Raw genomic sequence first — 24,748 nt, 5'->3', positions numbered from 1 at the left:
GGCGGGCCGATGGCGCCGCCCGAACCGAATGGGCCGCGAGTGGTGCTTTCCGCCCGGGGCCTGCGGCGCGACTTCGCCGGTTTCGTCGCGGTCAGGAATGTCGATCTCGACCTCTACCATGGCAACATCCACGCGCTGATCGGGCCCAACGGCGCCGGCAAGACCACCGTCTTCAACCTGCTTACCAAGTTCCTGCCGCCGACGAGCGGCAGGATCGAACTGCTCGGCCACGACATCACCCGCACGTCGCCGGCCAAGGTCGCGCGGATGGGCCTGGTGCGCTCGTTCCAGATATCGGCGGTGTTTCCGCATCTCAGCGTGCTCGACAATGTGCGCGTTGCATTGCAGCGGCCGGGCGGGCTCAGCGTTCAGTTCTGGCGCTCGCTGGCAGCGCTCGATCGATTGACGCCGCGCGCCGAGGAGCTTTTGCGGTCTGTCGGCCTCGACGATGCCAAGAACAGGCCCGCCGCCGATCTCTCCTATGGCAGGAAACGCGTGCTCGAGATCGCCACGACGCTGGCCCTCGATCCGAAAGTGCTGCTGCTCGACGAGCCGATGGCCGGCATGGGGCATGAGGATGTGCGCACGGTTTCAGATATCATCCGCTCGGTCGCCAGGGATCGCGCCGTGCTGATGGTCGAGCACAATCTGACTGTTGTAGCCGATCTTTGCGACTGGATAACCGTCATGCAGCGCGGCGAAATCCTTGCCGCCGGCGACTATGCCACGGTCAGTCGCGACGAACGGGTGAGGATCGCCTATATGGGCACCGCCGATGAGTGACGCCGCGCCTCTTCTTGCAGTCCGCGGCCTCAACGCCTGGTATGGCGAAAGCCACGCGCTTCACGGCGTCGATCTGGAGGTCTTTCCAGGTGAAACGGTGACATTGCTGGGCCGCAACGGCGTCGGCAAGACCACGACATTGCGCGCCATCATCGGGCTGATCCGCCAGCGGACCGGCCAGATCGCTTTCGACGGCAAGGATCTGATGCGCCTGCCACTGCACCGGACGGCGCATCAAGGCCTTGGCCTGGTGCCGGAGGAACGCGGTATCTTCGCGACGCTGACGGTGGACGAGAATCTGGTCCTGCCGCCGATCGTAGCCGAGGGCGGCATGAGCGTGGAGGAAATATTCGATCTCTTCCCCAATCTGAAGGAGCGCCGCAACAGCCCCGGCACCAGGCTGTCGGGCGGCGAACAGCAGATGCTGGCGATCGCGCGCATGCTGCGGACCGGCGTGAAAATGCTGCTTCTCGATGAACCGACCGAGGGACTGGCTCCCGTTATCGTGCAGCGCATCGGCGATCTGCTGGCGACGATGAAAAAGCGCGGCATGACAATCCTGCTGGTCGAGCAGAATTTCCGCTTTGCCAGCCGTGTCACCGATCGTTTCTATCTGATGGAGCACGGCAAGGTAGTGGCGGGCTTTCCGGTCGGCGAACTGCCTGATCGCATGACGCTGCTGCATGAAGTGCTGGGTGTATGATGGCGCCATGACGATGATCTTCGGAATACCCGTTCAGGCATTCCTCGGCCAATTGCTGGTCGGCCTCATCAACGGCTCTTTCTACGCCATGTTGAGCCTCGGCCTGGCTGTCATATTCGGCCTGTTGCGCGTCATCAATTTCGCTCACGGCGCGCTCTATATGCTCGGCGCCTTCATCGGCTATCTGCTGCTCACCCGGTTCGGCATCGGCTATTGGCCGGCTCTGATCCTGTCGCCGCTGATCGTCGGCGGCTTCGGTGTCGTGGTCGAGCGCCTGGCGCTGTCGCGGCTTTACGATATCGACCCGCTTTACGGTCTACTTTTCACCTTTGGCCTCGCGCTCGTGCTCGAAGGCGTGTTCCGGTACTACTATGGGGTATCGGGAAGTCCTTATTCCGTGCCGCCGCTGCTGTCCGGCGGCACCAATCTCGGCTTCATGTTCCTGCCAAATTACCGCGGCTGGGTGGTGGTCGCCTCGATGATCGTCTGTTTCGGCACCTGGGTGCTGATCGAGAAGACCAAGCTGGGCTCCTATCTGCGCGCGGCAACGGAGAACCCCCGCCTGGTCCAGGCTTTCGGCGTCAACGTGCCGTTGCTGCTGACCCTTACCTACGGCCTCGGCTGCGCTCTTGCCGGTCTCGCCGGCGTTCTCGCCGCGCCGATCTATCAGGTAAGCCCGCTGATGGGATCTGACCTCATCATCGTCGTGTTCGCCGTTGTCGTGGTCGGCGGCATGGGATCGATCCTCGGGGCGATCGTTACCGGTTACATGCTTGGGCTCGCCGAAGGCCTGACCAAGGTTTTCTATCCCGAAGCCTCCAATCTGGTGGTCTTCGTCATCATGGCGATCGTGCTTCTGGTCCGGCCCGCCGGTCTTTTCGGAAGGGACGTCTGAGATGGCCGAACTCTCACTTCGCGGGACGCGCGCCAAAAGTTCAGTATGGCTTGAATGGACGCTGGTGGGGCTCGGCATCCTAGCGCTGCTGGTGGCGCCTTTCTTCGTCTATCCGATCTTCCTGATGAAAATGCTGTGCTTTGCGCTGTTTGCCTGCGCGTTCAACCTTCTGCTCGGCTACACCGGGTTGTTGTCCTTCGGCCATGCGACGTTCTTCGGCGGGGCAGCCTACTTCAGCGCATATGCGGTCAAGGTCTGGGGCTGGCCGCCGGAAGCGGGCATCCTGCTCGGCGTCCTGGGTGCCGCGCTGCTTGGCCTTGTGATGGGCTTCTTTGCCATCCGCCGGCAAGGCATCTATTTCGCCATGATCACGCTGGCGCTGTCGCAGATGTTCTTCTTCTTCTGCGTGCAGGCGCCGTTCACCGGAGGTGAGGACGGCATCCAGGGCGTGCCGCGCGGCAGGCTGTTTGGAATGCTCGACCTGAACGTCTCGATGAACATCTACTATTTCGTTCTGGCGGTCTTCCTGATCGGCGTGTTCGCCATCTGGCGCATCATCAACTCGCCTTTCGGCATGATCCTGCGTTCCATCCGCGAAAACGAGAGCCGGGCAATTTCGCTTGGCTATTCCGTCGCCAACTACAAGCTGGCGGCTTTCGTCATGTCGGCAACATTGGCCGGGCTGGCGGGCGCGCTCAAGGCGATCGTTTTTCAGTTTGCCACGCTCACCGACGTCACCTGGCAGATGTCGGGCGAGGTGATCCTGATGACGCTCCTCGGCGGCATCGGCACCATGGTCGGGCCGATCATCGGCGCCAGTCTGGTCGTCGGCCTGGAAAACACGCTCGCTACCTCGAATTTTCCGGTGACCATCGCCACCGGCCTGACCTTCATGGTCTGCGTGCTGGTTTTCCGGCGCGGTATTGTCGGTGAGGTCTATGCGCGGTTTCTCGGGCCAAGGGGTGACGCGAAAGACTGAACGGCTCAGCGCCTCGTCGCTACGCGATACGTACGCCTTGCGCGTCGAGAAGCACGCAACCCAGCGGGTCGAAGCAGACATCGACCGTTTCGCCTTCACGCAGCGGCTGGCCGTCGATCAGCGTGTTGGCGCGCAACGGCGTGCCAGCGCCGATGTCGATCTCGTAGACCGCATTGCCGCCGAGATAGGAGGTCGAGACTATTCGTCCCGACAGCCTGTTGGCAGCACCGGCGGTGCCGGCGGTAAGCTTCTGCGGGCGAACGACGACGGTGATCGCGCTGCCGGCCGTGAGCGCCTTCGGTGCGGCCGCCTTTACGACATGGCCGCTGGCCAGCGCGATCGTTGCCATGTTGCCGTCCATCGCCGTCACGCTGCCGGGCAGCATGTTGGCCTTACCCAGGAAATTGGCGACGAATGCGGTGGCCGGCTGGTCGTAGACCTGCGCCGGGGAACCGATCTGCTCGATCAGGCCGGCGTTCATCACGACGATGCGGTCGGACATCGACAAGGCTTCTTCCTGGTCGTGCGTCACAAAGATGGCGGTGATGCCCGTCTCCCGCTGGATTTTCTTGATCTCGACGCGCATGTCCTCGCGCATATTGGCGTCGAGCGCCGACAAGGGCTCGTCTAGCAGCAGCACTTCCGGTTCGAAGACGATGGCGCGGGCCAGTGCGATGCGTTGCTGCTGGCCGCCCGAGAGCTGTGACGGCAGCTTTGTCTCACTGCCGGGCAGCCGCACCATATCCAGCGCCTTCTTGACCCGGCGCACGATTTCCGGTTTCGGCACGTTCCGGTATTTCAGCCCGAATGCGACGTTGTCGAAGACGTTCTTGTGTGGAAAGAGCGCGTAGTTCTGGAACACCAGGCCGATGTTGCGCTTGTAGATCGGGATGTCGTCGACGCGCTTTCCGCCGATCGAGATCTGCCCGCTGGTGATATCCACCAGGCCGGCGATCGATCGCAGGATCGTGGTCTTGCCGCATCCGGACGGCCCCAGCAAGGTGACGAAACTGCCCTTGCGGATCGCCAGTGAAAAATCGCGCACGGCGGCGAACTTGCCGTAGAAAATATCGATGTCGCGAAACTCGACCGCAGGCTTTCCTGTCGGCTGGCTTTCGCCCCGAGCGAGCGGGTCGCGATCAGCCCCGGCCGATGCCGGCCGGGGCTGATCGTGGCTGTTATCGTCATGCACCTTTCGACACCCTGTCCCATTGCTTGGTCCAGGCGTCTTCGTTCTTCGCCCAGTAGAGCGGATCGGCGAAGGTCAGCGACTTCATCGATCCGGTCGGGTCGAAGGCCGGAAGCGCTGCGATCTTGTCGGTCAGCTTCACCTTGGTCGGATCAAGCGAGGGTGGATAATTCTGGCCTTCGGCGACAGCGATCGACGTGGCCGGATCCAGCATGAAGTTGATCAGTTCCTCGCATTCGGCCATCGGCGATCCCTTGAGCACCAGCATGTCCTCCATCCATGCGTATGAGCCGGCGGGGTCGAGATAGCCGATCGGCTGGCCCTGCTGCTGCAGGGCGGCGACGCGTCCGGACCAGGCATCGGTAACGACGATTTCGTTGCGCGACAGGAGGTCCATCAGTTCCGCGCCGGAACTCCAGAACTTCTTGGCCAGGTCGCGGGTCTCGCGAACCTTGGCCCAGACCGCATCCATGTCCTGGATGTTGTTGGGGTCCTGTTTCGTCTGCAGCGCCGCATACCAGACGCGCGTCGTCATATCGGCGTAGCCGCCGACCTTGCCGGCATATTTCTTGTCGGTAAGCAGGTTGGCGCCCTTTTCCTTGGCTTCCTCCGGCGAGATGACCTTGTTGTTGTAGGCGATGCCGGTGGTGCCGTAATCATATGGCACTGCCGACAGCTTCGGCGTGATCTTGCGGAACGGCTCGATCATGGCGGTCAGCACATTCGCCATGTTCGGAATGTTCGCCTCGTTGATCTCCGAGTTGAAGCCGCCATTGACGTATTTGATGTAGTAGTTGACGCCGGAAGAATGGACGATCTGGAAGTCGCCCGGCTTCGACGTCTTGATCTTGGTGATGATCTCGTTCTCGTCGCCAAAGGTGCCCTGGACGACCTTGACCTTGGACTTGGCGGTGTAGGGCTGGAACGCGTACTTATCGATCGCCTCCTGCACCACGCCGCCCCATCCGTCGAAGCGCACTTCCGAAACCGCGGCCAGCGCGCGTCCCATCCAGGGCATGGAAAGCCCGGTGGCGGCGGCAGCGGCGGCCGTCAGCGTCAGGAATGATCGCCGGCTGATGTCGCCATTGGCATAGCGTTCGTTGAGCCGTTCCAGTCGTTTGGTGGTTGTCAGTTTCATTTTCATTCTCCCATTTTCATTTTCACTTGCCTGCCTTGAACCAGGTGAGGCTTTGCAGGATGAGCCCACCAGCCAAGGGAATGCCGACCGTCAAAAGGATCATGACAGTGCCCAGCGCGTTCACCTCGGGGCTGATCGAGATCTTCAGCATCGAGAGGATTTGCGTCGGCATGGTCTCGACGCCCGCCGGTCGCCAGAACAGGCTGGCCGAGGTGTTGTCGAACGAGATGGTGAAGGCGAGCAGCACGCTGGCAAGCACTGCGGGAATGAGCAGCGGCAGCGTGATCTCGCGGAATGTCGACACACGCGGCGCCCCGAGCGACAGTGCCGCCTCCTCATAGGAACGTTTAATGCCGACCATGCGCGCCTGAACGATCAGCACCACGTAGGGGAGCGTGAGCAGAATGTGGCCGAGCACCAGAAGCGTCATGCTGCGCGGTTGGTCGACGGCTTTGATCATGACCAGCAGGCCGACGCCCAGTATCGTCTCGGGGACCAGCGCGGGAAGAATGACAAGCGTGTTGATCGCCTGCTTGCCACGGAACTCGAAGCGCACCAGCGCCAATGCCGCCATGATGCCGAGCAGCGTCGTCACCGTTGCCGTCACCAGGGCAATCCACATCGATGTCCGGAAGGCATCGAGGACCGGCCCGTTGGTGAGCAGCTTCTCGTACCAGCGCAGGCTGAAGCCGGTGAGGGGAAAGCCGCCAAACATCGAGGCGTTGAAGGAAAGCACGACCGTGGCGAGGATCGGCGCGAACATGAAGACATAGACGCACACCGTGATCGCGCCGGTTAGCCGCCACGCCCATCTGCCTTCGCGATCGGGATGCTCCGCTCTCATGCACTGAGACCCTTCATGATCTGCGACAGGCCCATATAGCGGCTGTAGGCGGCCGCGGCCGCACCGAGCAGAACGAACAGGACGATGGAAAGCGTGGCGCCCATCGGCCAGTTGAGCTGCCCCATGATGGTGTCGTAGATCAGGTTGCCGAACAGCGCGTCGCGGCTTCCCCCGAGCAATTGCGGCGTCACATAGGAGCCGGCCGCCAGCACGAAGCAGAGCAACAGTCCGGCGCCCAGCCCCGGAATCGACAGCGGCAGGGTCACTTCGCGGAACGCCTGTGCGCTGGTGCAGCCCATCGAGCGGGCGGCGGCGATCAAGGTGCGGTCGATGCCCTCCAGGCTGACATAGACGTTCAGGATCATGTAGGGCAGCAGAAAATGCAGCAGCCCCATGATGACGGCGCCCTCGGTGTAGAGCATCGGCAACGGCTCGTTGATGACCCCCAGCCGGATGAGCACGACGTTAATCAGCCCCTGTTCGCCGAGAATGTGGATCCACGAGAATGTCCGGATGGTGAAGCTGATCCAGAACGGCACGATGAGCAGCAACAGCAGCAGCCATTTGTGCTTGAAAGTCGTGGCCCAGATGAAATAGGCGGGGAAATAGCCAAGGATCGCGCAGATCACAGCGGTGATGGCGCCGACGCGAACGGTCTTCCAAAGAAAGCCGTGATAGTAGCTGTCGGTGAGGAATTCCTTCCAGTTGTCGAAGGTCAGCACCGCCGACTCCACCCCAGCGGTAACGAAGGTGAAAAACGTGTAGACAGTCATCATCGCGATCGGCAGCAGCAGAAGCAGGGTAAGCAGCAAAAGCACGGGCGCGACGAGGACCCAGGCCAGTCGCTGATCATATAATTTCCACCCTTTGGTCACGACCCGTCCAACCACTTCATGTCCAAGCCGCCATCACCGGGCTCGGCTCCGGACTAGATTGGGCGATCGGCGTTCAGGTGTCCACTCTGCATATGGCTCCTGCACAAATTCTGTGCAGGGCCACCGCGCGACCGTCGCCCTGCTGGATTTAACAAATTGCTCGGGTTCGCCTGCGCATTGATTAAATCAGATATCCCGATATACAGGATAATTTCGGATATAGATTTGGCATGGGCCCGGGCATTTCATGAGTCGCAATTTTCTGGTGATTGAACCTGAGGAAGGCATTGCCGTGCTCAAGGGGCTTGCCTCCTCGGCGCGTATCTCGATGCTGAAACTGCTGCATGAGAAGGGGCCGATGAATGTCAACGAAATCGCCGCCGTGCTGTCGCTGCCGCAGTCGACCGTCTCGACCAACATCCAGGTGCTGGAGGATGCGGGGCTGATCCGCACCGAGAACCTGAAAGCGAAGAAAGGCAGCCAGAAAATCTGTTATCCGACGGCCGAAGAAGTGCTCGTCGTGTTCAAGAGCGAATATCGTGCGGTCAAGAACGACGCGATCGAAGTGTCGATGCCGATCGGGCTTTACACCGGCTTCGAGGTTACCGCGCCCTGCGGCCTTTGTTCGCCGGACGGCATCATCGGCTTGCTCGATGTACCGAACACTTTCCTCGATCCGGATCGTATGAAAGCCGGGCTGTTGTGGTTCACCCGCGGTTTTGTCGAATACCAGTTTCCCAATAATGCCAAGCTCGCCAATGCCGAGATCACCGAGCTCGAAGTGGCGATAGAGCTGTCTTCGGAAGTGCCGGGCACCAGCGCCGATTGGCCCTCGGACATCACGCTGACGATCAATGGCGTCGATGTCGGCACCTGGACGTCGCCGGGGGATTTCGGCGACAAGCGCGGCGTCTTCACGCCGTCCTGGTGGAAACTCAAGGGTTCGCAATACGGCAAGCTCAAGAACTGGCGAATTGCCAATGACGGCACCTATGTCGACGGCCTCAGGATTTCCGAAACCGGCCTCGCCGCACTCGATCTGAAGAGCCATCATTCAATCCGCGTCCGTATCGGCGTCAAGGACGACGCCAAGCGCCCCGGCGGGATCAACATTTTCGGCAAGGGCTTTGGAAATTACGATCAGGACATCCTGCTCCGGATCAAAACTGGTTGATATCATGAAACCGGGTTCTGAAGATAATGCAGCAATTTCAATGAACTGGCTTTCTGCTGAGCCAAAACCTTCGTCTAATTGTCCTACTTTTGGCTATTTTGGCTTGACGAAGAGCTGCCAATTCCTCTTTGATATCGGGCAAGATGATTTAAATCATCGTTTGTGATATCGATGGGAGGAATGCATGAAGGCAGCCGTTACGGCACATCCGCATTATGTTGTCTCGGAAATCGATCCGAGGCTCTACGGATCCTTCATCGAGCATCTCGGGCGGGCAGTTTATACCGGCATCTACGAGCCAGGCCATCCGACGGCGGATGCCAATGGCATGCGTCAGGACGTCATCGATCTCGTCAGAGAACTTAATGTTCCGATCGTCCGCTATCCCGGCGGCAATTTCGTCTCCGCCTACAATTGGGAAGACGGCATCGGCCCCAAGGAAGAGCGCCCGGTGCGGCTCGACCTCGCCTGGCATACGTCGGAAAGCAACGAAGTCGGCCTGCACGAATTTGCCGATTGGTGCACCTCCGCCAACACCGAGATGATGCTTGCCGTCAATCTCGGCTCGCGCGGCCTTGACGAAGCCCGCAACCTTCTGGAGTACGCCAACCATCCCGGCGGCAGTAAATGGAGCGACAAGCGCATCGCCAATGGCCGCAAGGAGCCCTTCGACGTCAAGCTCTGGTGCCTCGGCAATGAAATGGACGGCCCCTGGCAGATCGGCCACAAGACCGCGGACGAGTATGGCCGCTTAGCGCATGAGACGGCCAAGGCAATGCGCGCCTTCTCCAAGTCGCTCGAGTTGGTGGTCTGCGGCTCTTCGAATGCCAAGATGCCGACCTACCCTGAATGGGAAGCGACGGTTCTCGACCATACCTACAACGAGGTCGACTACATCTCGCTGCACATGTATTTCGACAACGAAGCCAACGACGCTTCGAACTATCTCGCCATGAGCGAAAAGCTCGACGACTACATTGTCTCGGTCGCCGGCGTCATCGACTATATCAAGGCCAAGAAGCGCTCCAACAAGCAGGTCTACATCTCGTTCGACGAATGGAACGTCTGGTACCATTCCAAGGAGCAGGACAAGAAAATCCTCGGCGGCAGCGACGGCTGGCCATTCGCCCCGCCGTTGCTCGAAGACATCTATAATTTCGAGGATGTGCTGCAGGTCGGCCTGATCCTCAACACCTTCATCCGCCGTTCCGATGTCGTCAAGATCGCCTGCCTGGCACAACTGGTCAACGTCATCGCGCCGATCATGACCGTTCCGAATGGCCCGGCATGGCGGCAGACGATTTTTTATCCCTATCTGTTTGCTTCTAACTACGGCCGCGGCAATGCGCTGGATCTCAAGGTGGAAAGCCCGACCTATAAATCCACCGTTGCGGGCGACGTCGCCTACGTCGACATTGCCGGCGTGCACGACACGAAGACCGGCCACGTCACCTTCTTCGCCGTCAACCGCCATTCGAGCGAGGCAATCGAAACAGTGGTCGACCTCACCGGCTTCGGCGAAGCGGAAATCGTCGATCACCGGGTCGTGGCGCACGCCGATCTGAAAGCCGTCAATTCGGCCGAGAACCCAGGCAATGTCGGCCCAAGGAAGGGTGAGGGCGCCTCACTCGCCGGCGGCAAGCTGAGCCTGTCGCTGCCGGCCTATTCCTACCAGGTCATTCGCCTGAGGCTCTGAGTTCAGGCGGATCATCGAGACAAGCGCAAGCGCTGAGGAGGAGCGTCGACGTGACGGCCGATATCGAGATCAGAAACGTGAGCAAGCAGTTCGGTGCCATGACGGTGCTGGATCATCTGTCGCTCTCCATAAGGGCACGCGAATTCATCGTGTTCCTGGGGCCGTCCGGTTGCGGAAAATCGACGCTTCTTCGAATGATTGCCGGTCTCGAAGCTGTCGATAGCGGCGAGATTGCCATCAACAATGAGCGCATCGATCATCTGCCGCCGGGCAAGCGCGGCATTGCCATGGTGTTCCAGTCCTATGCGCTTTATCCGCATATGACGGTGCGCGCCAACATGGCCTTCGGGCTTGCGAATATCGGCGTTCCAGGCAAGGTCATCGAGGCGCGCATCAACGAAGCCGCCCGCATCCTCGAAATGCCGCATTTGCTCGATCGCAAGCCGGGCCAGCTCTCCGGCGGTCAGCGCCAGCGCGTCGCCATCGGCCGTGCGATCGTCAAGGAGCCGAAGGCATTCCTGTTCGACGAGCCGCTCTCCAATCTCGATGCGGCGTTGCGCACCCGCACCCGCATCGAACTTGCCCAGCTTCATCAGCGCCTGCAGTCGACGATGATCTTCGTCACCCACGACCAGGTCGAGGCAATGACGCTCGCCGACCGCATCGTCGTCATGAACAATCGCAAGATCGATCAGATCGGCACTCCGATGGAGATCTACGAGCGTCCGGCGACCAAATTCGTCGCAGGGTTCGTCGGTGCGCCGGCGATGAACTTCGTTGATGCGACGCTCAACAAATCCGGCGAGAACGCCACGGCCAGGTTTGCGGACGGCATCTCGGTGCAGACCGAGATCGCCTCCAGCCAATTGACCGATGGCAAGTACACTTTCGGCATCCGTTCGGAAGACGTCCGTATCGTTGCCGCCGGACAGGGCAATGCCGATGGCGTGGTCGATGTGCTCGAGCGGCTCGGCGAACGCACCCTGATCTACGCGCGGCTGGGCGATGGCCAGCAGATAGTCGGTTCCGATGCCGGCAACAGTCGCGTCGCCGTCGGCGACAGGATCGGGCTCGCCTTCGACGGCCAGAAATCGCATCTGTTCAATGAGACCGGCCGCGCCTGGCATGCGAGGGAGGCCTGAGATGGTTGACCGGCTGGCGATGTCCCCGACCGCGACGCTTGCTGTCGGCGCCAGAACGCCGACCGCCGACATCTATGCGCCGCAATGGCGAAACTTCATTTTCGTTGCGCCATTCTTGTTCTTCTTCACGACGCTGCTGCTCTTCCCGCTGCTCTGGGGGATGTGGCTGAGTTTCCACAAGGCCGACACGTTCTCGTCCGGAAATTTTGTCGGTTTCGGCAATTACGTCAGGCTGTATCACGACAAGGTCTTCCTGCAATCGATCTGGAACACCTTCTACTTCGTGCTGCTGACGGTGCCGACGCTGGCGCTGATCGGTCTTTTCCTGGCGCTTTGCCTCAATCGCCGGACGCGCACTGCTGCGGTTTTGCGGACGCTGTTCTTTTCCTCGTCGGTGCTGTCGGTCACCATCGTCACGCTGATCTGGCGCATCGTCTTCATTCCGAATGTCGGCCTGTTGTCGACGATCTACGGATGGTTCGGCGCGACCGCGCCGGCTTTCATTTCCGATCCCAACCTGGCGATGGTCGGCATCGCCATTGCCACCATCTGGTGGTGCATCGGCCTGCCGATGATGCTCTTTCTCTCGGCGCTCCAGCAGATTCCGCAGGATATCTACGAGGCGGCGGCGCTGGACAATGCCAATCGCTGGCAGACGCTACGCTCGATCACGCTGCCGTCGATCAAGCGGACCTTCATCCTGGTGATCATTATCCAGATCGTGCTGCAATTCCAGCTGTTCGGCCAGGCTTGGCTGATGACGCGGGGCGGTCCGAACAACCTGACCAAGCCGATCGTGCTCTACATCTACGACACCGCATTCCGCCGCTGGGATCTCGGCCTGGGCGCCGCTGCATCGGAAATCCTGTTCATCCTCATCCTGATCGCGGCCATGGCCCAGTACCTGGTGACACGCAGCAGGGGAGACCAGGCATGAGCGCTCCAGCCGCTTCCATCAAGGGACGGGCATTTGGCGACCATTTGTTATTGGCCCTGGTCCTCCTGCTTTCGATCGTCATGATCGCGCCGGTTCTGTGGGTCATCGGCCTGTCACTCAAGGACAATGCGGAGCTGATGGCAGATCCGAATTCGGTGTTTCACGCGCCCTATACGCTGAAGAACTACATCAACACGGTCGGCACCTCGTCGGTGTTCATCTGGGTGCGCAACAGCATCATCGTCTCGGGCGGATTGACGCTCGGCACCTTGATCCTGTCGTCGCTCGCCGGCTACGGCTTTGCACGGCTGAATTTCCCCGGCCGAGACGTGCTGTTCGTGATCGTGCTGTTCGGCCTGGCGGTCCCGGAGCAGGCCGTGCTCGTCGCCCGTCACCAGATCTTCAGCATGCTGAAGTTCCACAACACCTATCAAGGGCTCATTCTGCCGGGCCTTTCGGCTCCGTTCGGCGTCTTCCTGATGACCCAGTATTTCAAAGCCATCCCGAAGGAGTTGGACGAAGCCGCCATGCTCGATAACGCCAGCCGGCTCAGGATTTTCTGGAAGGTGCTTCTGCCGCTCACGCTGCCTGCGCAGGCAACGCTCGGCATCTTTACCTTTCTCGGCGCGTGGAACGATTATTTCTGGCCGCTGATTTCGGCAACGAGGAAGGACATGTTCACGCTGACGGTCGGCATGGCCTCGACGCAGACCAACTTCGCTCAGTCCGAAGGCATCGGCTTCCTGATGGCGCAGGCGGTGTTTGCCGGTGCACCGATCCTGATCGTCTACCTGTTTTTCCAGAAATACATCGTCACGGCGGTCTCCGGCGCTGCGGTGAGATAACGAAGATTGCCTGACGGCCGGGGGGAATGCGCAGCGATTGAAGCACGAAGGCCAATCCAGGGTGGAGCGGCGGAAACTCAGTAGGAGGAACTGATATGAAACTGAAGAAAATGCTGTTTGCCGCAGTCTCTGCGGGCGCAATGATGCTCGCAAATCCAAGCTTCGCGGCCACGGAACTGAGCGTGCAGCGCTTTTTCGGCGCCTGCGATGCCGATTTCGGCACCAACACCGATCCCACCAAAGCCGTTGGCGAATGCGGAATCATCACCTCGCTGATCAACAAGTTCAACGCCGACAATCCCGATGTCCACGTCAACGTCACCACCGTGGAATGGCCCGGCTACGATCAGCTGACCGCGCAGTTCGCTTCAGGCGACGCTCCGGACATCGTCACGATCCATGAATCCGTACTGTCGGATTATCAGTCGAAGGGCCTGTTGATGCCGCTCGACGATCTCTTGAAGTCAGTCGGCGTGACACCCGACGCCTTCACCGACGCGGCGCGCAATGGCGCCACCAAAGACAGCAAGATCTATGGCCTGCCGATCGACAGCTGGACGATGCTCTATCATGTCAACATGGATCTTTTCAAACAAGCCGGCCTCGTCAGTGCCGACGGCACGCCGATTTTTCCAAAGTCGCCCGAGGAACTGCTCGCCCAGGCCGAACAGTTCAAGCAGAAGACGGGCAAGCCTTATTTCGTCCAGAACCTGACCAATGAGACTGCGCTCTACACACGCAATCTCTACACTTATCTTTTCCAGCAGGATTCCGATTTCTTTGCCGATCCGAAGCATGTGAAGTTGAATACGCCGGAAGCCAAGAAGGTCGTCGAGATGTACAAGGCGATCTTCGAGAAGGGCTACACCACCAAGGACCTCGATTATGGCGGCTCGATCAATGCCTTCCTTGCCGGCGAGGGTGGCGTCCACCTCAACGGCACCTGGGTGGTCGGCGATTACAACGCCCAGTCCGAAACCAAGGGTACGGCGCTCAACAAGGGCGGCTATGCGGTTTATCCGTATCCGCAGCTGTTTGGCGGCACCCACGCGCAATATGCCGACGGCCACACCTGGGCCGTGTCGCAGAAAGACCGCACGCCCGAACAGATCGCGGCCATCGGCAAATTCCTGAAGTTCTTCGCCGACAACGACTTTGAGTGGTCGCGCACCGGTCACCTGCCCGCCTACAAGGCCGTCATCACCTCGGACGCCTTCAAGGTCCTGCCGCATCGCAACACGATCTCTGCGGTCGCCGACCTCGGCAAGCCGCTGCCGTCGGCCGTACAGCGCCAGTTTGCGATCCAGGACATTATCGGCGAAGAGATGAGTGCAGCAATCAGTGGCCAGAAGGACGTCGACACCGCCCTTGCCGACATGGAAAGCCGCGTCAACGAATTGCTCGCCAACATTTGACCACGGGTTTCGAAAGGCCCTCCCAAGGCGCCCCCGCGGCTGGAAACGGCCGCGGGGTTTTGGTGAGGCGGTGGTTGCAGTGGTTATTGCGTGACTTGCCCGTGGCGACCGGGTCGAACACGCCAATCACGGCGCCGCAACCTCGGCAGCAGCCGACGCGAGCCCTGACTGGAGGATTCCGCTAGAACGCCGCGGCCATGGGCATTGCGATCTTGTTGGGGATCTGGATGTCGATCTCCAATCTCGACGTCGTTTCGCCGTGATCCATGCTCACCTGCAGGAAATCCTGGTCGACCTGAACATGCCGGGCGATCACCGCCATGATCTCCTCGCGCAACACGGAGACGAGATCGGGCTGGTTGCGGCTTCGACGCTCGTAAGCCAACAGCAGTTGCAAGCGCTCGCGCGCCACGGGCGCGCTGCCGCGGCGCTTGAAGATATCGAGCAGGTTCATGCTGCCCTCCTTCCCAACAGCCGGTCGAGGAGGCCCCTCCGCTCGAAAGGCAGAACGACCGGCAGGTCCTCGCCCTCGAGTCTTCTTGCCGCGTCGATATAGGCGCGTGCGGCGGGGTTGGTGTTTTCGCTGAGCGTAACCGGCGCGCCCACATTGGATGCGCGCAGCACGTCCTGGCTCTCGGGAATTATTCCCAGCAGAGGCGTGGACAGGATCTCGAGAACGTCATCAATGCTGAGCATCTCGCCGCGGGCAGCGCGGGCAGCGTCATAGCGCGTGACGAGGACGTGTTTGGCAATCGATTCACCTTGCTCGGCTTTCATCGTCCTGGAGTCGAGCAGGCCGATAATGCGATCGGAATCGCGGACCGAGCTCACTTCCGGGTTGGTCACGATTACCGCCTCGTCGGCAAAGCGCATGGCAAGTTGCGCGCCGCGCTCTATGCCGGCGGGGCTGTCGCAGAAGACGTAGTCGAAAACCGATCGCAGCTTGTCGATGACATCGGCGACGCCTTCCTCGGTGAGGGCATCCTTGTCGCGCGTTTGCGAGGCCGGCAGCAGGAACAGCGTGTCGAGCCGCTTGTCACGGATCAGCGCCTGCGAAAGCTTGGCAGTTCCCTGAATGACGTTGACGATATCGAAAACCACGCGCCGCTCGGCGCCCATGATCAGATCGAGATTGCGCAGGCCGACATCGAAGTCGACGAGGGCCACCCGCTTGCCGGTTTTCGCGACCGCCGCGCCGAGAGCGGCCGTCGAGGTCGTCTTGCCGACACCCCCTTTGCCGGATGTGACAACCACTACCTTGCCCATATTTGTGCCTCCAATGTTGTTAGTTGAGCGGTGCGACGCAAAGTGCGCCGTCCTCGAGAAAGGCCTGTACCGGCCTTCCTCGCGAGGAGGCGTCCATCTCCTCGGCGGTGCGGTACCAGCCGTCTACCGCCAGAAGTTCGGCTTCATTTTTCCGGCAAAAGATACGAGCCGCAGAATTTCCCGTGGCGCCGGCGAACGCACGCCCACGCAGCGTGCCGTAGACGTGGATCGACCCCCCGGCGATGATTTCGGAACCGGAACTGACGGAGCCGACAATGACCACATCGCCATCGGGGTGAAAGATCGACTGGCCGGAGCGGATCGGTGCCTTGATCATCAATGAGTTCGGCGCCTCCGGCTCTTCCGTCTTGGCCTCAGCGGCGGCTTTTGGGTCCGGCTGCACGTAAAGCGCGTCAGCGGTGGCCTCCTTGGCGCCAACGAGGAGCGGCGGCAGATCAGCATCGAGACCAACATTGCCGTCCGCCTCGATCGCGTAGATGCGAATCCCGCGCTCCGCGAGTTGTGAGACCAGATCTTCGATCTCGCCCGCCTCGGGCTTGAGCATATTCAGGTCGAGCACGACCGGGCGACCGGCAAAGAAGCCGGGAGAGTTTTCGGTCCAGTGATCCAGGCTTTGCAGCCATTCCCCCAACGGGGCCTCAGGGGTGAGGGTGAAGGCTACAAACGAGCGCGCTCGAAAGCGTATGGACTTGTTTTGGATGGGAGCGACGCAGGTCACAGAGGCGACTCCTTACTGATTGGTTAAGGCTAGCCCGGCATGGTTAACGAACAGTTAATGGCGGCCTTCCGAGGCTTCCATTCTTGCTGTTTCGGAGCGCACCGACGGTCGATCTGATTGGACCCTGGAGACCCTCGCCGTTGCCGAAGACCGGCCGATGGGCGGAAATGAGGCGTTGCGACGGTGCGGAGGTGCCATTCGACCTCCGCACCGCAATCGCCATGGCACTTTTGTCAGTTACCCATCATCTGCTTGGCGTTTTCCGGCGTGATCGCCGTCGTTGCAACTGTGACCGTCGGCTCGACGGATGTGGCGCAATCGAGAAGAACCGACTTTGCCATATCGATCGCCTCCTTGGCGCCCGTCGGATAAGTGAAGGTTGCAGCCCATTCGCCTTCGGCAACGGCCCGGATGCCGCCGGCAGGACCTGGCAATCCGTCGGTGCCGATGATCTTGATCTGCCCTTCCTTGCCGGCGCCCTTGGCGGCAAGGCGCGCTCCGGCGGCCATCATGTCGTTGCTGGCGTAGACCATCTTGATATCGGGATTGGCCTGAAGCATGGCTGCGAACGCCGTCTGTGCCTTGTCCGGCAGCCAGTCCGCCGCCTGCTCGGCGACGACCTTGATCTTGTCGTTCTCCTTGACGCCGTCCTTGAAGCCGTTGAGCCGTTCCACGGCAGGGGTCGAACTGGGCAGCCCTTCCAGAACGGCAACTTCACCGCCGTCAGGAAGCAGTTTCGTGGCGGTATATTTGCCGGCTTCGAAGGCGATCTTGTAATTGTCGCCGCCAATAAAAGCCGTGTAGTCCTTGCCCGGATCGCCAACCGTCTTGCGGTCGAGCTCGATGACGGGGATGCCGGCCTCCATGGCCCGCTTCACCGCCGGCGTCAGCGGCGATGCTTCGAAGGGCGATATCAGCAGCAGGTCGACCTTCTGGGTGATGAAATTGTCGACCTGTGAGGTCTGGGTGTTCACGCTGCCGGCGCCATCGGCGATCTGCAAGGTGAACTGGGACACTGCCTTGGCGGCGGCGGTGAGTTCGTCATTGACGTGCTGGCGATACGGCTCGGCATTGTTGGCCTGAGAAAAGCCGATTACGAATTCGCCGGTCTTGGAGCAAGCCTTGACCAATGGTTCCGCAGCTTGAGCCCCTCCGGCGGCTGCGAGAAAGGTCCCGGCAAGCAGACACGTTTGCCAGGCCCTTTGTCTGCTATTGCGTGTGCTCCTGATAACCATGGTTGTTTCCTTCCTGTCGATGCCCTTGGCTCGACTGTTGGTTTGCTGAGCTTCACTCTCCCGACGCCGGGTAAGCTGGCGTTCAGGGGTCTTCCAATGTCGCCCACTTAACGGACCAGACCTTCGCGGCGACGGACGAGGGACTGAAGAACCGCCGCCAGGATGATGATCGCGGCTGTCGCGAGCAATTGCAGGGCGGGTGTGATGTTGTTGAGTTGCAGGACGTTGGCGAGCGCGCCGAGCATGATCGTGCCGGCGACCGTGCCGACCATCGATCCGGCTCCACCGAACAGGCTGGTACCGCCGATGACGACCGCGGCGATGGCGGTAAGTTCGTAACCGGCGCCGTCATTGGCACTGCCGAAGTTGAACTGCCCTGCATGGACGATGCCGGCGAGAGCGGCCGCGAAGCCGGTGATCGCATAGACGGTGATCTTGACGGCGGACACCGGAACGCCCGAGAGGCGCGCCGCCCGCTCATTGCCGCCGACGGCAAAGACATAGCGGCCAAAGCGGGTCGTGTTGAGAACCACTGTGGCGATCGCCGCAAAAGCGATGAAGACGATGGTTGCCACCGGCACCACATTGTTGAACAAGCGCTCGCCCAGAATGGCAAATACCGGAGGGGCAAGCCCGGGTCCGTCGCCATAGGAGATGTTGATGTACTCGTTGCCCGAGACGACCAGGGCCAGACCGCGCGCGGCCTGAAGGCCCGCGAGGGTGACGATGAAGGGCTCAAGGCGGAAGCGCGTCGAGATCGAGCCCTGAACGGCACCGAAGACCACGCCGGCAAGAAGCACGGCAAGGATCGTCGGCACGAGGCCAACGCCACCATTGATCATCATCGTGGCCGTGACGACACTGGCCAGGCCAAGCAAAGCGCCAACCGAGAGGTCGATCCCCGCAGTGATGATGACGAAGGTCATGCCGATCGCGATGATGCCGGTCTCGGACACGGCGCGTACGATGTTGGCGATGTTGTCCGGGGCGATGAACAGTATCTGTCCGTGCCGGCGCGGCGAGAAGATGATGCCGCCGATCACGACGACCACCAAGCCGATCAGGCTCTGGAAGCGGACGATGAGTGCAAGCGGATCGCGCCGCTTCTGAGCTGTCTTGCCGCTCGGCAGTTCGGTATCCGCCGTGCTGGTGTCGGACATCAGGAGGCCTTTCCGGTTGCGGCGGCAAGCACCGTGTGTTCATCGACGCCGCGCTCGAATTCCGCCACGTTGCGGCCCTCCCGAAGAACCACGATGCGATCGCATAGGCCAATCAGCTCAGGCATTTCGCTCGAGGCGACGAGTATGCCGAGGCCTTGCGATGCCAGATCGCGAAGCCTGGCATAGATTTCCGCCTTCGCGCCGACGTCGACGCCACGCGTCGGTTCATCCAGCAACAGCAGCCGCGGATTGCCGAGGATCTCCTTGGCGAGCACCACCTTCTGCTGGTTGCCGCCCGACAGCGCGCCGACCGGGATGGCCGCATTGCGCGGTCGTATGTCGAATTGGCCGAACGAGCGCGCCACAGCGGCTGCTTCGCGTGCAATCGACATGAAGCCGCGCGGCGAGATTCGTCGCAGCACCGACATGACCAGGTTGCGGCCGACCGCTGTACGCAGCATCAGCCCGCTTCCTCGCCTGTCGTCGGTGACGAGGGCGACGCCGGCCCTGCGCGCAGCTCTGATGGACTCGAGGCGCACCGGGCGATCGTCGACCTCGACGGTGCCGGCCCAACGGCCGGCCAGGCCGGTGCCATAGAGCGCGCTGAGCAACTCGGTACGGCCGGCACCCATGACGCCCGCCAGGCCGACAATTTCGCCCTCATGCACGTCGAGCGAAACGTTTTGGGGAACCTGCCAGCCGGCGCTGGCTCGAGCGGGATGGAAACGGGCGTCCTTGAGATGAAGGAGCCGGCGACCTGCGGTGCGTGTGCGTTTCGGGTAAAGGTCCTCCAGAGGCCGGCCGACGAGAAGGCTGACCAGTTCGGCCTGTGGTGCGTCCGGGGCTGTCGTCCCGGCCACGCGGCCATCGCGCATCACCGTTACCCGGTCCGCAACTTGGGGAACCTCCTCAAGCCGATGCGAGATGTAGATGATGCCCACGCCGGTGGCACTGAGCTTGCGCATGATGGTGAAGAGCCTGTCCACCTCGCTGACCGTCAGGGCCGCCGTCGGCTCGTCCATGATCAGGACACGCGATGCATAGGACAGTGCCTTGACGATCGCCACGACCTGACGATGCCCGATCGACAGTTCGCCGACGGGCCGTTCGACATCGATGTCCAACTCGATGGCGGTCAGCCGGGTGCGGGCTTCTTCGCGCATCCTTGCGACATCGAGAAAACCGCCGGGCTTCACCAACTCGCGACCGAGGAAAAGATTGGCCGCGACATCGAGGCCAGGCACGAGATCGAGTTCCTGGAAGATCGTGGCGATGCCGGCGGCCTGCGCTTCGCGCGGATTGGCAAAATGCACCGGTGCGCCATCGATCGTGATCGTTCCTTCGTCAGGGGCGTGCACACCGGACAGGATGTTCATCAATGTCGACTTGCCAGCGCCGTTCTCGCCCAGCAGGGCATGGATCTCGCCCACGCGCAGTTCGAAATCGACGCCGCGCAAAGCGTGAACGCCACCGAAACGTTTAACGACGCCATTCATGGTCAGAAGCGGCGAAGTCATGCCGGTCTTCCGCAGGATGCGCGCAGGCGCAGCGTTGGCTCAAGGCGAACCGTGCGTCGTTGGCCATCTGGAAGTCCAATCCGCTCAATCAGCAACGCGGCTGCCTGCCGGCCCAAATCCTCGCAGGGCTGTTCGACCAGCGTCAGTCGCGGCTCGAAGTAATCGGCCCATTCGAAATCGTCGAAGCCGACCACCGATATGTCCCTGGGGACAGCGAGCCCTCGCTCACGGACCGCGCGCATCACGCCTATCGTCGACAGATTGTTGCCGGTCACCAGGGCAGTCGGAGGCACCAGCAGCGACAACAGCGCATGGGCGGCGGTGCTCGCACTGGCGGTGGTCGCGTTTCCCGTCACGACGTAGTCCGGCACAAACTCCAGGCCGTTGGCCTCCAGTGCCGCGCGAAATCCGTTCATGCGCTCCAGCGTGGTGGCAAATCCCCGCTGTCCGGCAACAAAACCGATGCGGCGATGTCCGAAGGACACGACGTGGTCGATCAGCGCGCGGATGGCCTCGAAATTCTCGACACCGACCTGATCAAAGCGATCGTCAGGTAGTCGGTCGATCAAGACGCAGGGCAGGGACCGTTCCGAGAGATATCGCAATGCAGCTTGCGGCGCGGCAGAGGGCGCCAGGATGATCCCGTCGACGCGTCGCTGGTGCAGTGCCTGGACGACAGCCAGTTCCTTGTCGGAATCGTCCTGCGTATCCGACAGGAACACCATGAGGCCAAGGCGCGCGCACTCGGTCTCGACGGCGCAGATGATGTCGCTGAAATAGGGGTTTGAGATCGCCGAAATCGCCAGGCCGACACTGCTCGTCGAGGCCAGCTTTAGCGAGCGTGCGACACTGTTGGGCATATAGCCGAGAGCAGCGATCGCCTCGCTCACCGATCTGGCAGTGGCCGGGGAGACATAGCGGGTTTGATTGACGACGTGTGAAACGGTCGACACCGACACGCCTGCCCTGCGAGCGACCTCGACGATCGTCGTCATCGCGGAGCTGTCGCGCTCGACGTGGTGACGGGCAAGCGCACGCACGCTCCTCCTCGAATCTTGCGTTTCCCAGTCTCACAATCTTTGAATCCGCCTGGGCGGCCGTTGTGACTTTCCGAAAGCTAGCGCCATCGAAACGTTTGCGCAACCGGTTTTCTGGCTTGATGTGACTTGCTTGCGCCGAAATCAGCCAGGACTTCCGTGCCGGCCATCAGCTGCGGCTGGATGCCACCGCGATCTGTTGGCCGGGCGCGACAACTAGAGCAAGGCTTCGTACCGATCGCCAATCTTGTCGACTGCGAAATCCGCCGCCCGGCTTTTCAGGACGGCAGCAGGGGTGGGGTGGTCCAGCATCTCGGCCATCGCCTTCGCCAGGGCTGCGGCGTCACCGACCGGCACCAAGGTGCCGAAACGGCCGTCACCGAGTATCTCGCGCGGGCCATGCGGAGCATCGGTGGAGATTACCGGGACACCGGCAGCCATGGCCTCGACCAACACGTTGCCAAAGCCTTCGCTGGTGGATGTAAGGACGAACAGATCGGCTGCGGCATAACAGGCTGCCGGATCGTTGACGTAGCCGGCAAAGAGCACTTCCCCGCCTATGCCGGTCTCTTCGGCATAGGCGTGCAATTCGGCAGCCAGCGGACCTTCGCCGAAGATGACAAGCCGGGCAGGGCGGCCGGCGCGCAGGGCAGCGAAGGCCCGCAGCAAAGTCCGGTGGTCCTTGACCGGCACCAGGCGCCCGGCGGTGGCGATGACCGGGCCATATCCCATCGCTGCCAATTTTGCCTGCCAGGCATAGGAAGTCCCCTGCGGTGCTTCAGCCGGCGGCAGCGGGTTGCTGATGACCACGACCTTGGATTCGGGGAAGCCGCGGGCGATGATGTCACGGCCGACACCCGCCGAAACGGCGATGGCTTTGGTCGCGCGCGCTGCAACCAGCGCGGAAAGCCAGATCGCCAGCCTCGCGCCGAGGCCGCTCGCAGGCAGCGAGGCGGCGGCGTGGAAGCTTGGAAAGAATTTTGCGCGGCTTCTGGCCAACATGAGTGACAGCGCCATGACCAGATTGGCGAATTCCGGGGCACTATAGACCGCATCAGGATCAAGGCGGCGGAACAAATTTGCGCTTCGCACGATGCCTTTTAGCGTCGCCGACTTGGCGTAACCCTCGCCGCGCAAGAGAAGGCCGAAGTCGACCAGATGCACGGCGGCGGAGCGCAGCGCCGCGTTAGGCCCTTGCGCGTTCCAGGTAAAAAGCGTGACCTCGTGGCCACGCGACGCCATTTCATTTGCCATCAGGACGAAGACACGCTCGGCGCCGCCGCCTCGCAGGCTGGCGATGTGGAAAACGATGCGCTTCGCCATGCCTTGCTTCAGGCTCGGCTGGCAGCAAGGTCTGATCTGTTCGGCGGCCGGCGCATGTCGCGGATAATGCCCATGCCAATGGCCAGCAGCATGCCCAGGGCAAAGCCTGCGAACGCTCCTGCGCCTGCCACCAGGGCAGTGCGCGGGGGCCATGAGCGCCCTGGCGGGGGCACCGCGGTCGAAATCACCTGTACGTTTGTGGTGTCGATCTGCTCGCGCTCGCTGATTTGGCGCGCACGTGACAGAAAGCTCTCATAGACCGCTCTCTTCGAGGCCGCATCGCGTTCAAGCTCACGCAGGGCGACTTCGGACTCGCTGTCGGTGAAAACGTTGCTCTTCAGATCGTTCATCCTGGCGTTGAGAGAGGCCAACGAGGCCCTGGCCTTGTCCAGGCTGGACTTTGCCGTTCCGACGGTGCGGGAGAACTCGGCTCGGAGTTGCGAGTTGACGGTCTCGAGCTCCGTCCTCAGCCTGACAATCGTCGGGTGGCGCGGACCGAAGGTCATCGACTGTGAGTCGATCTGCTGTCGCAGGCTGTTTGACCTGTCGCGCAGCGCCGCGAGCGCTTCCGAAACCGTGGGGTCGGGATTGGCCCCATTTATCCCGGAGGCAACCAGGGCGTCGTAACTTGCCTGCGCGGCGATGACGCGCGATTGCGCATCGACGATTTCGCCGTTGAGCTGCGTCATCGTCTGCGAACTGACGAGCTGGCCGTTGCTGGAGGACAGGTTGTGGCTGCGCCTGTAGCTCTCGACCTTCTCTTCGGCAGCCTGCACGTCGCTCTTGAGTTGGCCAAGCCGGCTGTCGAGGGCAGCCGCGGCACGGCCGGCACCGGCAGCCTCGGCCTTGGCCAGTTCTTCCTGGAAGTTTTTGACTATGGCCTGCGAGATCAGGATCGCCTTGGCGGTGGTTTCCGCGGATACCGAGAGGGTTGTGACAAACGAGGTTGGGTCCGCGGTGGCGTTTACCCGGTCCGCCAGATTCTTCAAGGCGATAAGCTTCGGGTCGGGCTTGCTGCCACTTGCCACGGCGCCAGACGGGGGTGTGCTCCGGTCTGGATCGAAAAACTCTGGATCGTGAGTCAGATTCAGTTCGTCCACCACACGGGAAAGCACGTTGCCCGAGGTCAAGATGCGCTGCTTGCTGCGCGTGCTGAGCAACTGGCTATCGACCTGGCCCGGTTGCGAATAGAGGTCGTTTTCCACAACCTGCAAATTGGAGGGGTTGATGAGTACCTCTGTCGTGACGGTGTAACGCTGCTTGCTCAGCAATGCATAGGCGCCGCCGACAATGCCGCCGATTACCGCCAGCATGAACGCCAGGGCGAGACCGGCCCGCAGCCAGACGAACAGGCGTCGAAAATCGAGTTCGAGGAAATCGCCGATCTTGTCCAGGGTCACCGTCGCGACAGGCTCGGATGGTTGCGGCGTCACCGGTGCGGAGCTGCGCGCCGCGACTGGGTCGTGCTGTTGCAGCATCGCCCTGCGCCGCGCATTGGCGATACGCTCGAACGCACTGTTATTGGAAGCCGTCGCGGAGATGGGGGGTGTGCCGGAACCGGCAGACATGGTGACAACCCTTGTTAAATCGTTACGCTTGGCCTGCTCTACAGAAACATCGTTAATATCTTATTTTCCAAGCTGGCCCATTTGCCGTTCATCCCCCCTTCCGTCCGGCGGACGTTGAAGGGATTCGTTGCCCAGAATTTGGCGCGCATTCTTGCCGTCGCCCGATTTGCGTCCGCAACCGGTGAGTGATTTTCATGAAATCGGTAACGCGCACTTAACGGCGCGGTTGTATTGAAAAGATGGCAATGCCTTTTGAATGACATCTGAAGCACTGACCGCGACCTGCAG

Annotated in this window: 24 protein-coding genes; 11 read left to right on the top strand and 13 right to left on the bottom strand. The window is 61.3% G+C overall.

What is annotated here, in order from left to right:
* The first annotated feature begins 9 nt into the window (after window positions 1-9).
* From NKH37_RS18555 to NKH37_RS18540, 4 genes are read left to right on the top strand one after another with little or no spacing between them, the layout of a single operon-like run.
* Window positions 10-783, top strand: a complete 774-nt coding sequence (locus NKH37_RS18555) for an ABC transporter ATP-binding protein (protein ID WP_352494494.1) — start codon at window positions 10-12, stop codon at window positions 781-783.
* Window positions 776-1,486 carry an ABC transporter ATP-binding protein gene (locus NKH37_RS18550; RefSeq protein ID WP_353003642.1) on the top strand — a complete coding sequence of 237 codons (711 nt, stop codon included), beginning with the start codon at window positions 776-778 and terminating at the stop codon, window positions 1,484-1,486. Before NKH37_RS18555 ends, NKH37_RS18550 begins: the two co-directional genes overlap by 8 nt.
* Before the next feature lie 7 nt (window positions 1,487-1,493).
* Window positions 1,494-2,381 (top strand): branched-chain amino acid ABC transporter permease, encoded by an 888-nt coding sequence (locus tag NKH37_RS18545; protein ID WP_031193840.1) that lies wholly within the window; start codon window positions 1,494-1,496, stop codon window positions 2,379-2,381.
* A 1-nt stretch (window position 2,382) separates the two neighbouring features.
* Window positions 2,383-3,360, top strand: coding sequence for a branched-chain amino acid ABC transporter permease (locus NKH37_RS18540; RefSeq protein ID WP_352484608.1), 978 nt, complete (start codon window positions 2,383-2,385; stop codon window positions 3,358-3,360).
* A 19-nt stretch (window positions 3,361-3,379) separates the two neighbouring features.
* Here the strand turns inward: NKH37_RS18540 and NKH37_RS18535 are convergent, their stop codons facing one another.
* The 4 genes from NKH37_RS18535 to NKH37_RS18520 are packed head-to-tail and all read right to left on the bottom strand — an operon-like array spanning window position 3,380 to window position 7,406.
* The gene (locus NKH37_RS18535) at window positions 3,380-4,552 is read right to left on the bottom strand and encodes an ABC transporter ATP-binding protein (protein ID WP_353003641.1); all 1,173 of its coding nucleotides are present in this window, start codon (window positions 4,550-4,552) and stop codon (window positions 3,380-3,382) included.
* The gene (locus tag NKH37_RS18530; protein WP_352484610.1) at window positions 4,545-5,687 is read right to left on the bottom strand and encodes an extracellular solute-binding protein; all 1,143 of its coding nucleotides are present in this window, start codon (window positions 5,685-5,687) and stop codon (window positions 4,545-4,547) included. Before NKH37_RS18530 ends, NKH37_RS18535 begins: the two co-directional genes overlap by 8 nt.
* Before the next feature lie 22 nt (window positions 5,688-5,709).
* A complete protein-coding gene (locus NKH37_RS18525; protein WP_023718529.1) occupies window positions 5,710-6,531 on the bottom strand; it encodes an ABC transporter permease in 822 nt (273 codons plus the stop codon).
* Window positions 6,528-7,406: an ABC transporter permease gene (locus NKH37_RS18520; protein WP_023718528.1), complete on the bottom strand. Its 879-nt coding sequence runs from the start codon at window positions 7,404-7,406 to the stop codon at window positions 6,528-6,530. Before NKH37_RS18520 ends, NKH37_RS18525 begins: the two co-directional genes overlap by 4 nt.
* A 247-nt stretch (window positions 7,407-7,653) precedes the next feature.
* On the opposite strand from NKH37_RS18520, the gene NKH37_RS18515 reads away from it, so the two are divergent.
* The 7 genes from NKH37_RS18515 (at window position 7,654) to NKH37_RS18485 (ending at window position 14,615) form a co-directional block, all read left to right on the top strand.
* Window positions 7,654-8,580 (top strand): ArsR/SmtB family transcription factor, encoded by a 927-nt coding sequence (locus tag NKH37_RS18515; RefSeq protein ID WP_352494491.1) that lies wholly within the window; start codon window positions 7,654-7,656, stop codon window positions 8,578-8,580.
* 4 nt (window positions 8,581-8,584) lie between these two features.
* The gene (locus tag NKH37_RS18510) at window positions 8,585-8,746 is read left to right on the top strand and encodes a hypothetical protein (RefSeq protein ID WP_156948152.1); all 162 of its coding nucleotides are present in this window, start codon (window positions 8,585-8,587) and stop codon (window positions 8,744-8,746) included.
* A gap of 18 nt (window positions 8,747-8,764) precedes the next feature.
* Window positions 8,765-10,276 (top strand): arabinosylfuranosidase ArfA, encoded by a 1,512-nt coding sequence (gene arfA / locus NKH37_RS18505; RefSeq protein WP_352815154.1) that lies wholly within the window; start codon window positions 8,765-8,767, stop codon window positions 10,274-10,276.
* 50 nt (window positions 10,277-10,326) lie between these two features.
* A complete protein-coding gene (locus NKH37_RS18500; protein WP_352589459.1) occupies window positions 10,327-11,418 on the top strand; it encodes an ABC transporter ATP-binding protein in 1,092 nt (363 codons plus the stop codon).
* Window positions 11,419-11,437: 19 nt separating this feature from the next.
* Window positions 11,438-12,355, top strand: coding sequence for a carbohydrate ABC transporter permease (locus tag NKH37_RS18495; protein ID WP_051409714.1), 918 nt, complete (start codon window positions 11,438-11,440; stop codon window positions 12,353-12,355).
* The gene (locus tag NKH37_RS18490) at window positions 12,352-13,200 is read left to right on the top strand and encodes a carbohydrate ABC transporter permease (protein WP_352484059.1); all 849 of its coding nucleotides are present in this window, start codon (window positions 12,352-12,354) and stop codon (window positions 13,198-13,200) included. Before NKH37_RS18495 ends, NKH37_RS18490 begins: the two co-directional genes overlap by 4 nt.
* A gap of 95 nt (window positions 13,201-13,295) precedes the next feature.
* Window positions 13,296-14,615 (top strand): ABC transporter substrate-binding protein, encoded by a 1,320-nt coding sequence (locus NKH37_RS18485; RefSeq protein ID WP_352589462.1) that lies wholly within the window; start codon window positions 13,296-13,298, stop codon window positions 14,613-14,615.
* A 181-nt stretch (window positions 14,616-14,796) separates the two neighbouring features.
* Here NKH37_RS18485 and minE read toward each other — a convergent pair whose 3' ends face one another.
* The 9 genes from minE to NKH37_RS18440 form a co-directional block, all read right to left on the bottom strand.
* On the bottom strand, window positions 14,797-15,069 hold the full coding sequence (minE, locus tag NKH37_RS18480; RefSeq protein ID WP_023720709.1) for a cell division topological specificity factor MinE: 273 nt from the start codon (window positions 15,067-15,069) through the stop codon (window positions 14,797-14,799).
* The gene (minD, locus tag NKH37_RS18475; protein WP_023720708.1) at window positions 15,066-15,881 is read right to left on the bottom strand and encodes a septum site-determining protein MinD; all 816 of its coding nucleotides are present in this window, start codon (window positions 15,879-15,881) and stop codon (window positions 15,066-15,068) included. Before minD ends, minE begins: the two co-directional genes overlap by 4 nt.
* Before the next feature lie 19 nt (window positions 15,882-15,900).
* Window positions 15,901-16,620 (bottom strand): septum site-determining protein MinC, encoded by a 720-nt coding sequence (minC, locus tag NKH37_RS18470; protein ID WP_031194495.1) that lies wholly within the window; start codon window positions 16,618-16,620, stop codon window positions 15,901-15,903.
* Between the two features lie 233 nt (window positions 16,621-16,853).
* Window positions 16,854-17,855 (bottom strand): substrate-binding domain-containing protein, encoded by a 1,002-nt coding sequence (locus NKH37_RS18465; RefSeq protein ID WP_031194494.1) that lies wholly within the window; start codon window positions 17,853-17,855, stop codon window positions 16,854-16,856.
* Window positions 17,856-17,962: 107 nt separating this feature from the next.
* On the bottom strand, window positions 17,963-19,015 hold the full coding sequence (locus tag NKH37_RS18460; protein ID WP_352484056.1) for an ABC transporter permease: 1,053 nt from the start codon (window positions 19,013-19,015) through the stop codon (window positions 17,963-17,965).
* Window positions 19,015-20,532: a sugar ABC transporter ATP-binding protein gene (locus NKH37_RS18455; RefSeq protein WP_352494489.1), complete on the bottom strand. Its 1,518-nt coding sequence runs from the start codon at window positions 20,530-20,532 to the stop codon at window positions 19,015-19,017. The genes NKH37_RS18460 and NKH37_RS18455 overlap by 1 nt, the downstream gene beginning before the upstream one ends.
* Window positions 20,529-21,527 carry a LacI family DNA-binding transcriptional regulator gene (locus tag NKH37_RS18450; protein WP_352494544.1) on the bottom strand — a complete coding sequence of 333 codons (999 nt, stop codon included), beginning with the start codon at window positions 21,525-21,527 and terminating at the stop codon, window positions 20,529-20,531. Before NKH37_RS18450 ends, NKH37_RS18455 begins: the two co-directional genes overlap by 4 nt.
* 258 nt (window positions 21,528-21,785) lie before the next feature.
* Entirely contained in the window at window positions 21,786-22,892 is a 1,107-nt protein-coding gene (locus NKH37_RS18445) for a glycosyltransferase (protein ID WP_352494488.1), read from the bottom strand.
* A gap of 8 nt (window positions 22,893-22,900) precedes the next feature.
* Window positions 22,901-24,460: a GumC family protein gene (locus NKH37_RS18440; RefSeq protein WP_353003639.1), complete on the bottom strand. Its 1,560-nt coding sequence runs from the start codon at window positions 24,458-24,460 to the stop codon at window positions 22,901-22,903.
* Window positions 24,461-24,748 lie beyond the last annotated feature (288 nt).

Source organism: Mesorhizobium sp. M1217, from assembly GCF_040318275.1.
Lineage (GTDB): Bacteria > Pseudomonadota > Alphaproteobacteria > Rhizobiales > Rhizobiaceae > Mesorhizobium.
The sequence above is the reverse complement of the archived record's forward strand: the minus strand, read 5'-3'. Positions and strand labels throughout refer to the sequence as shown.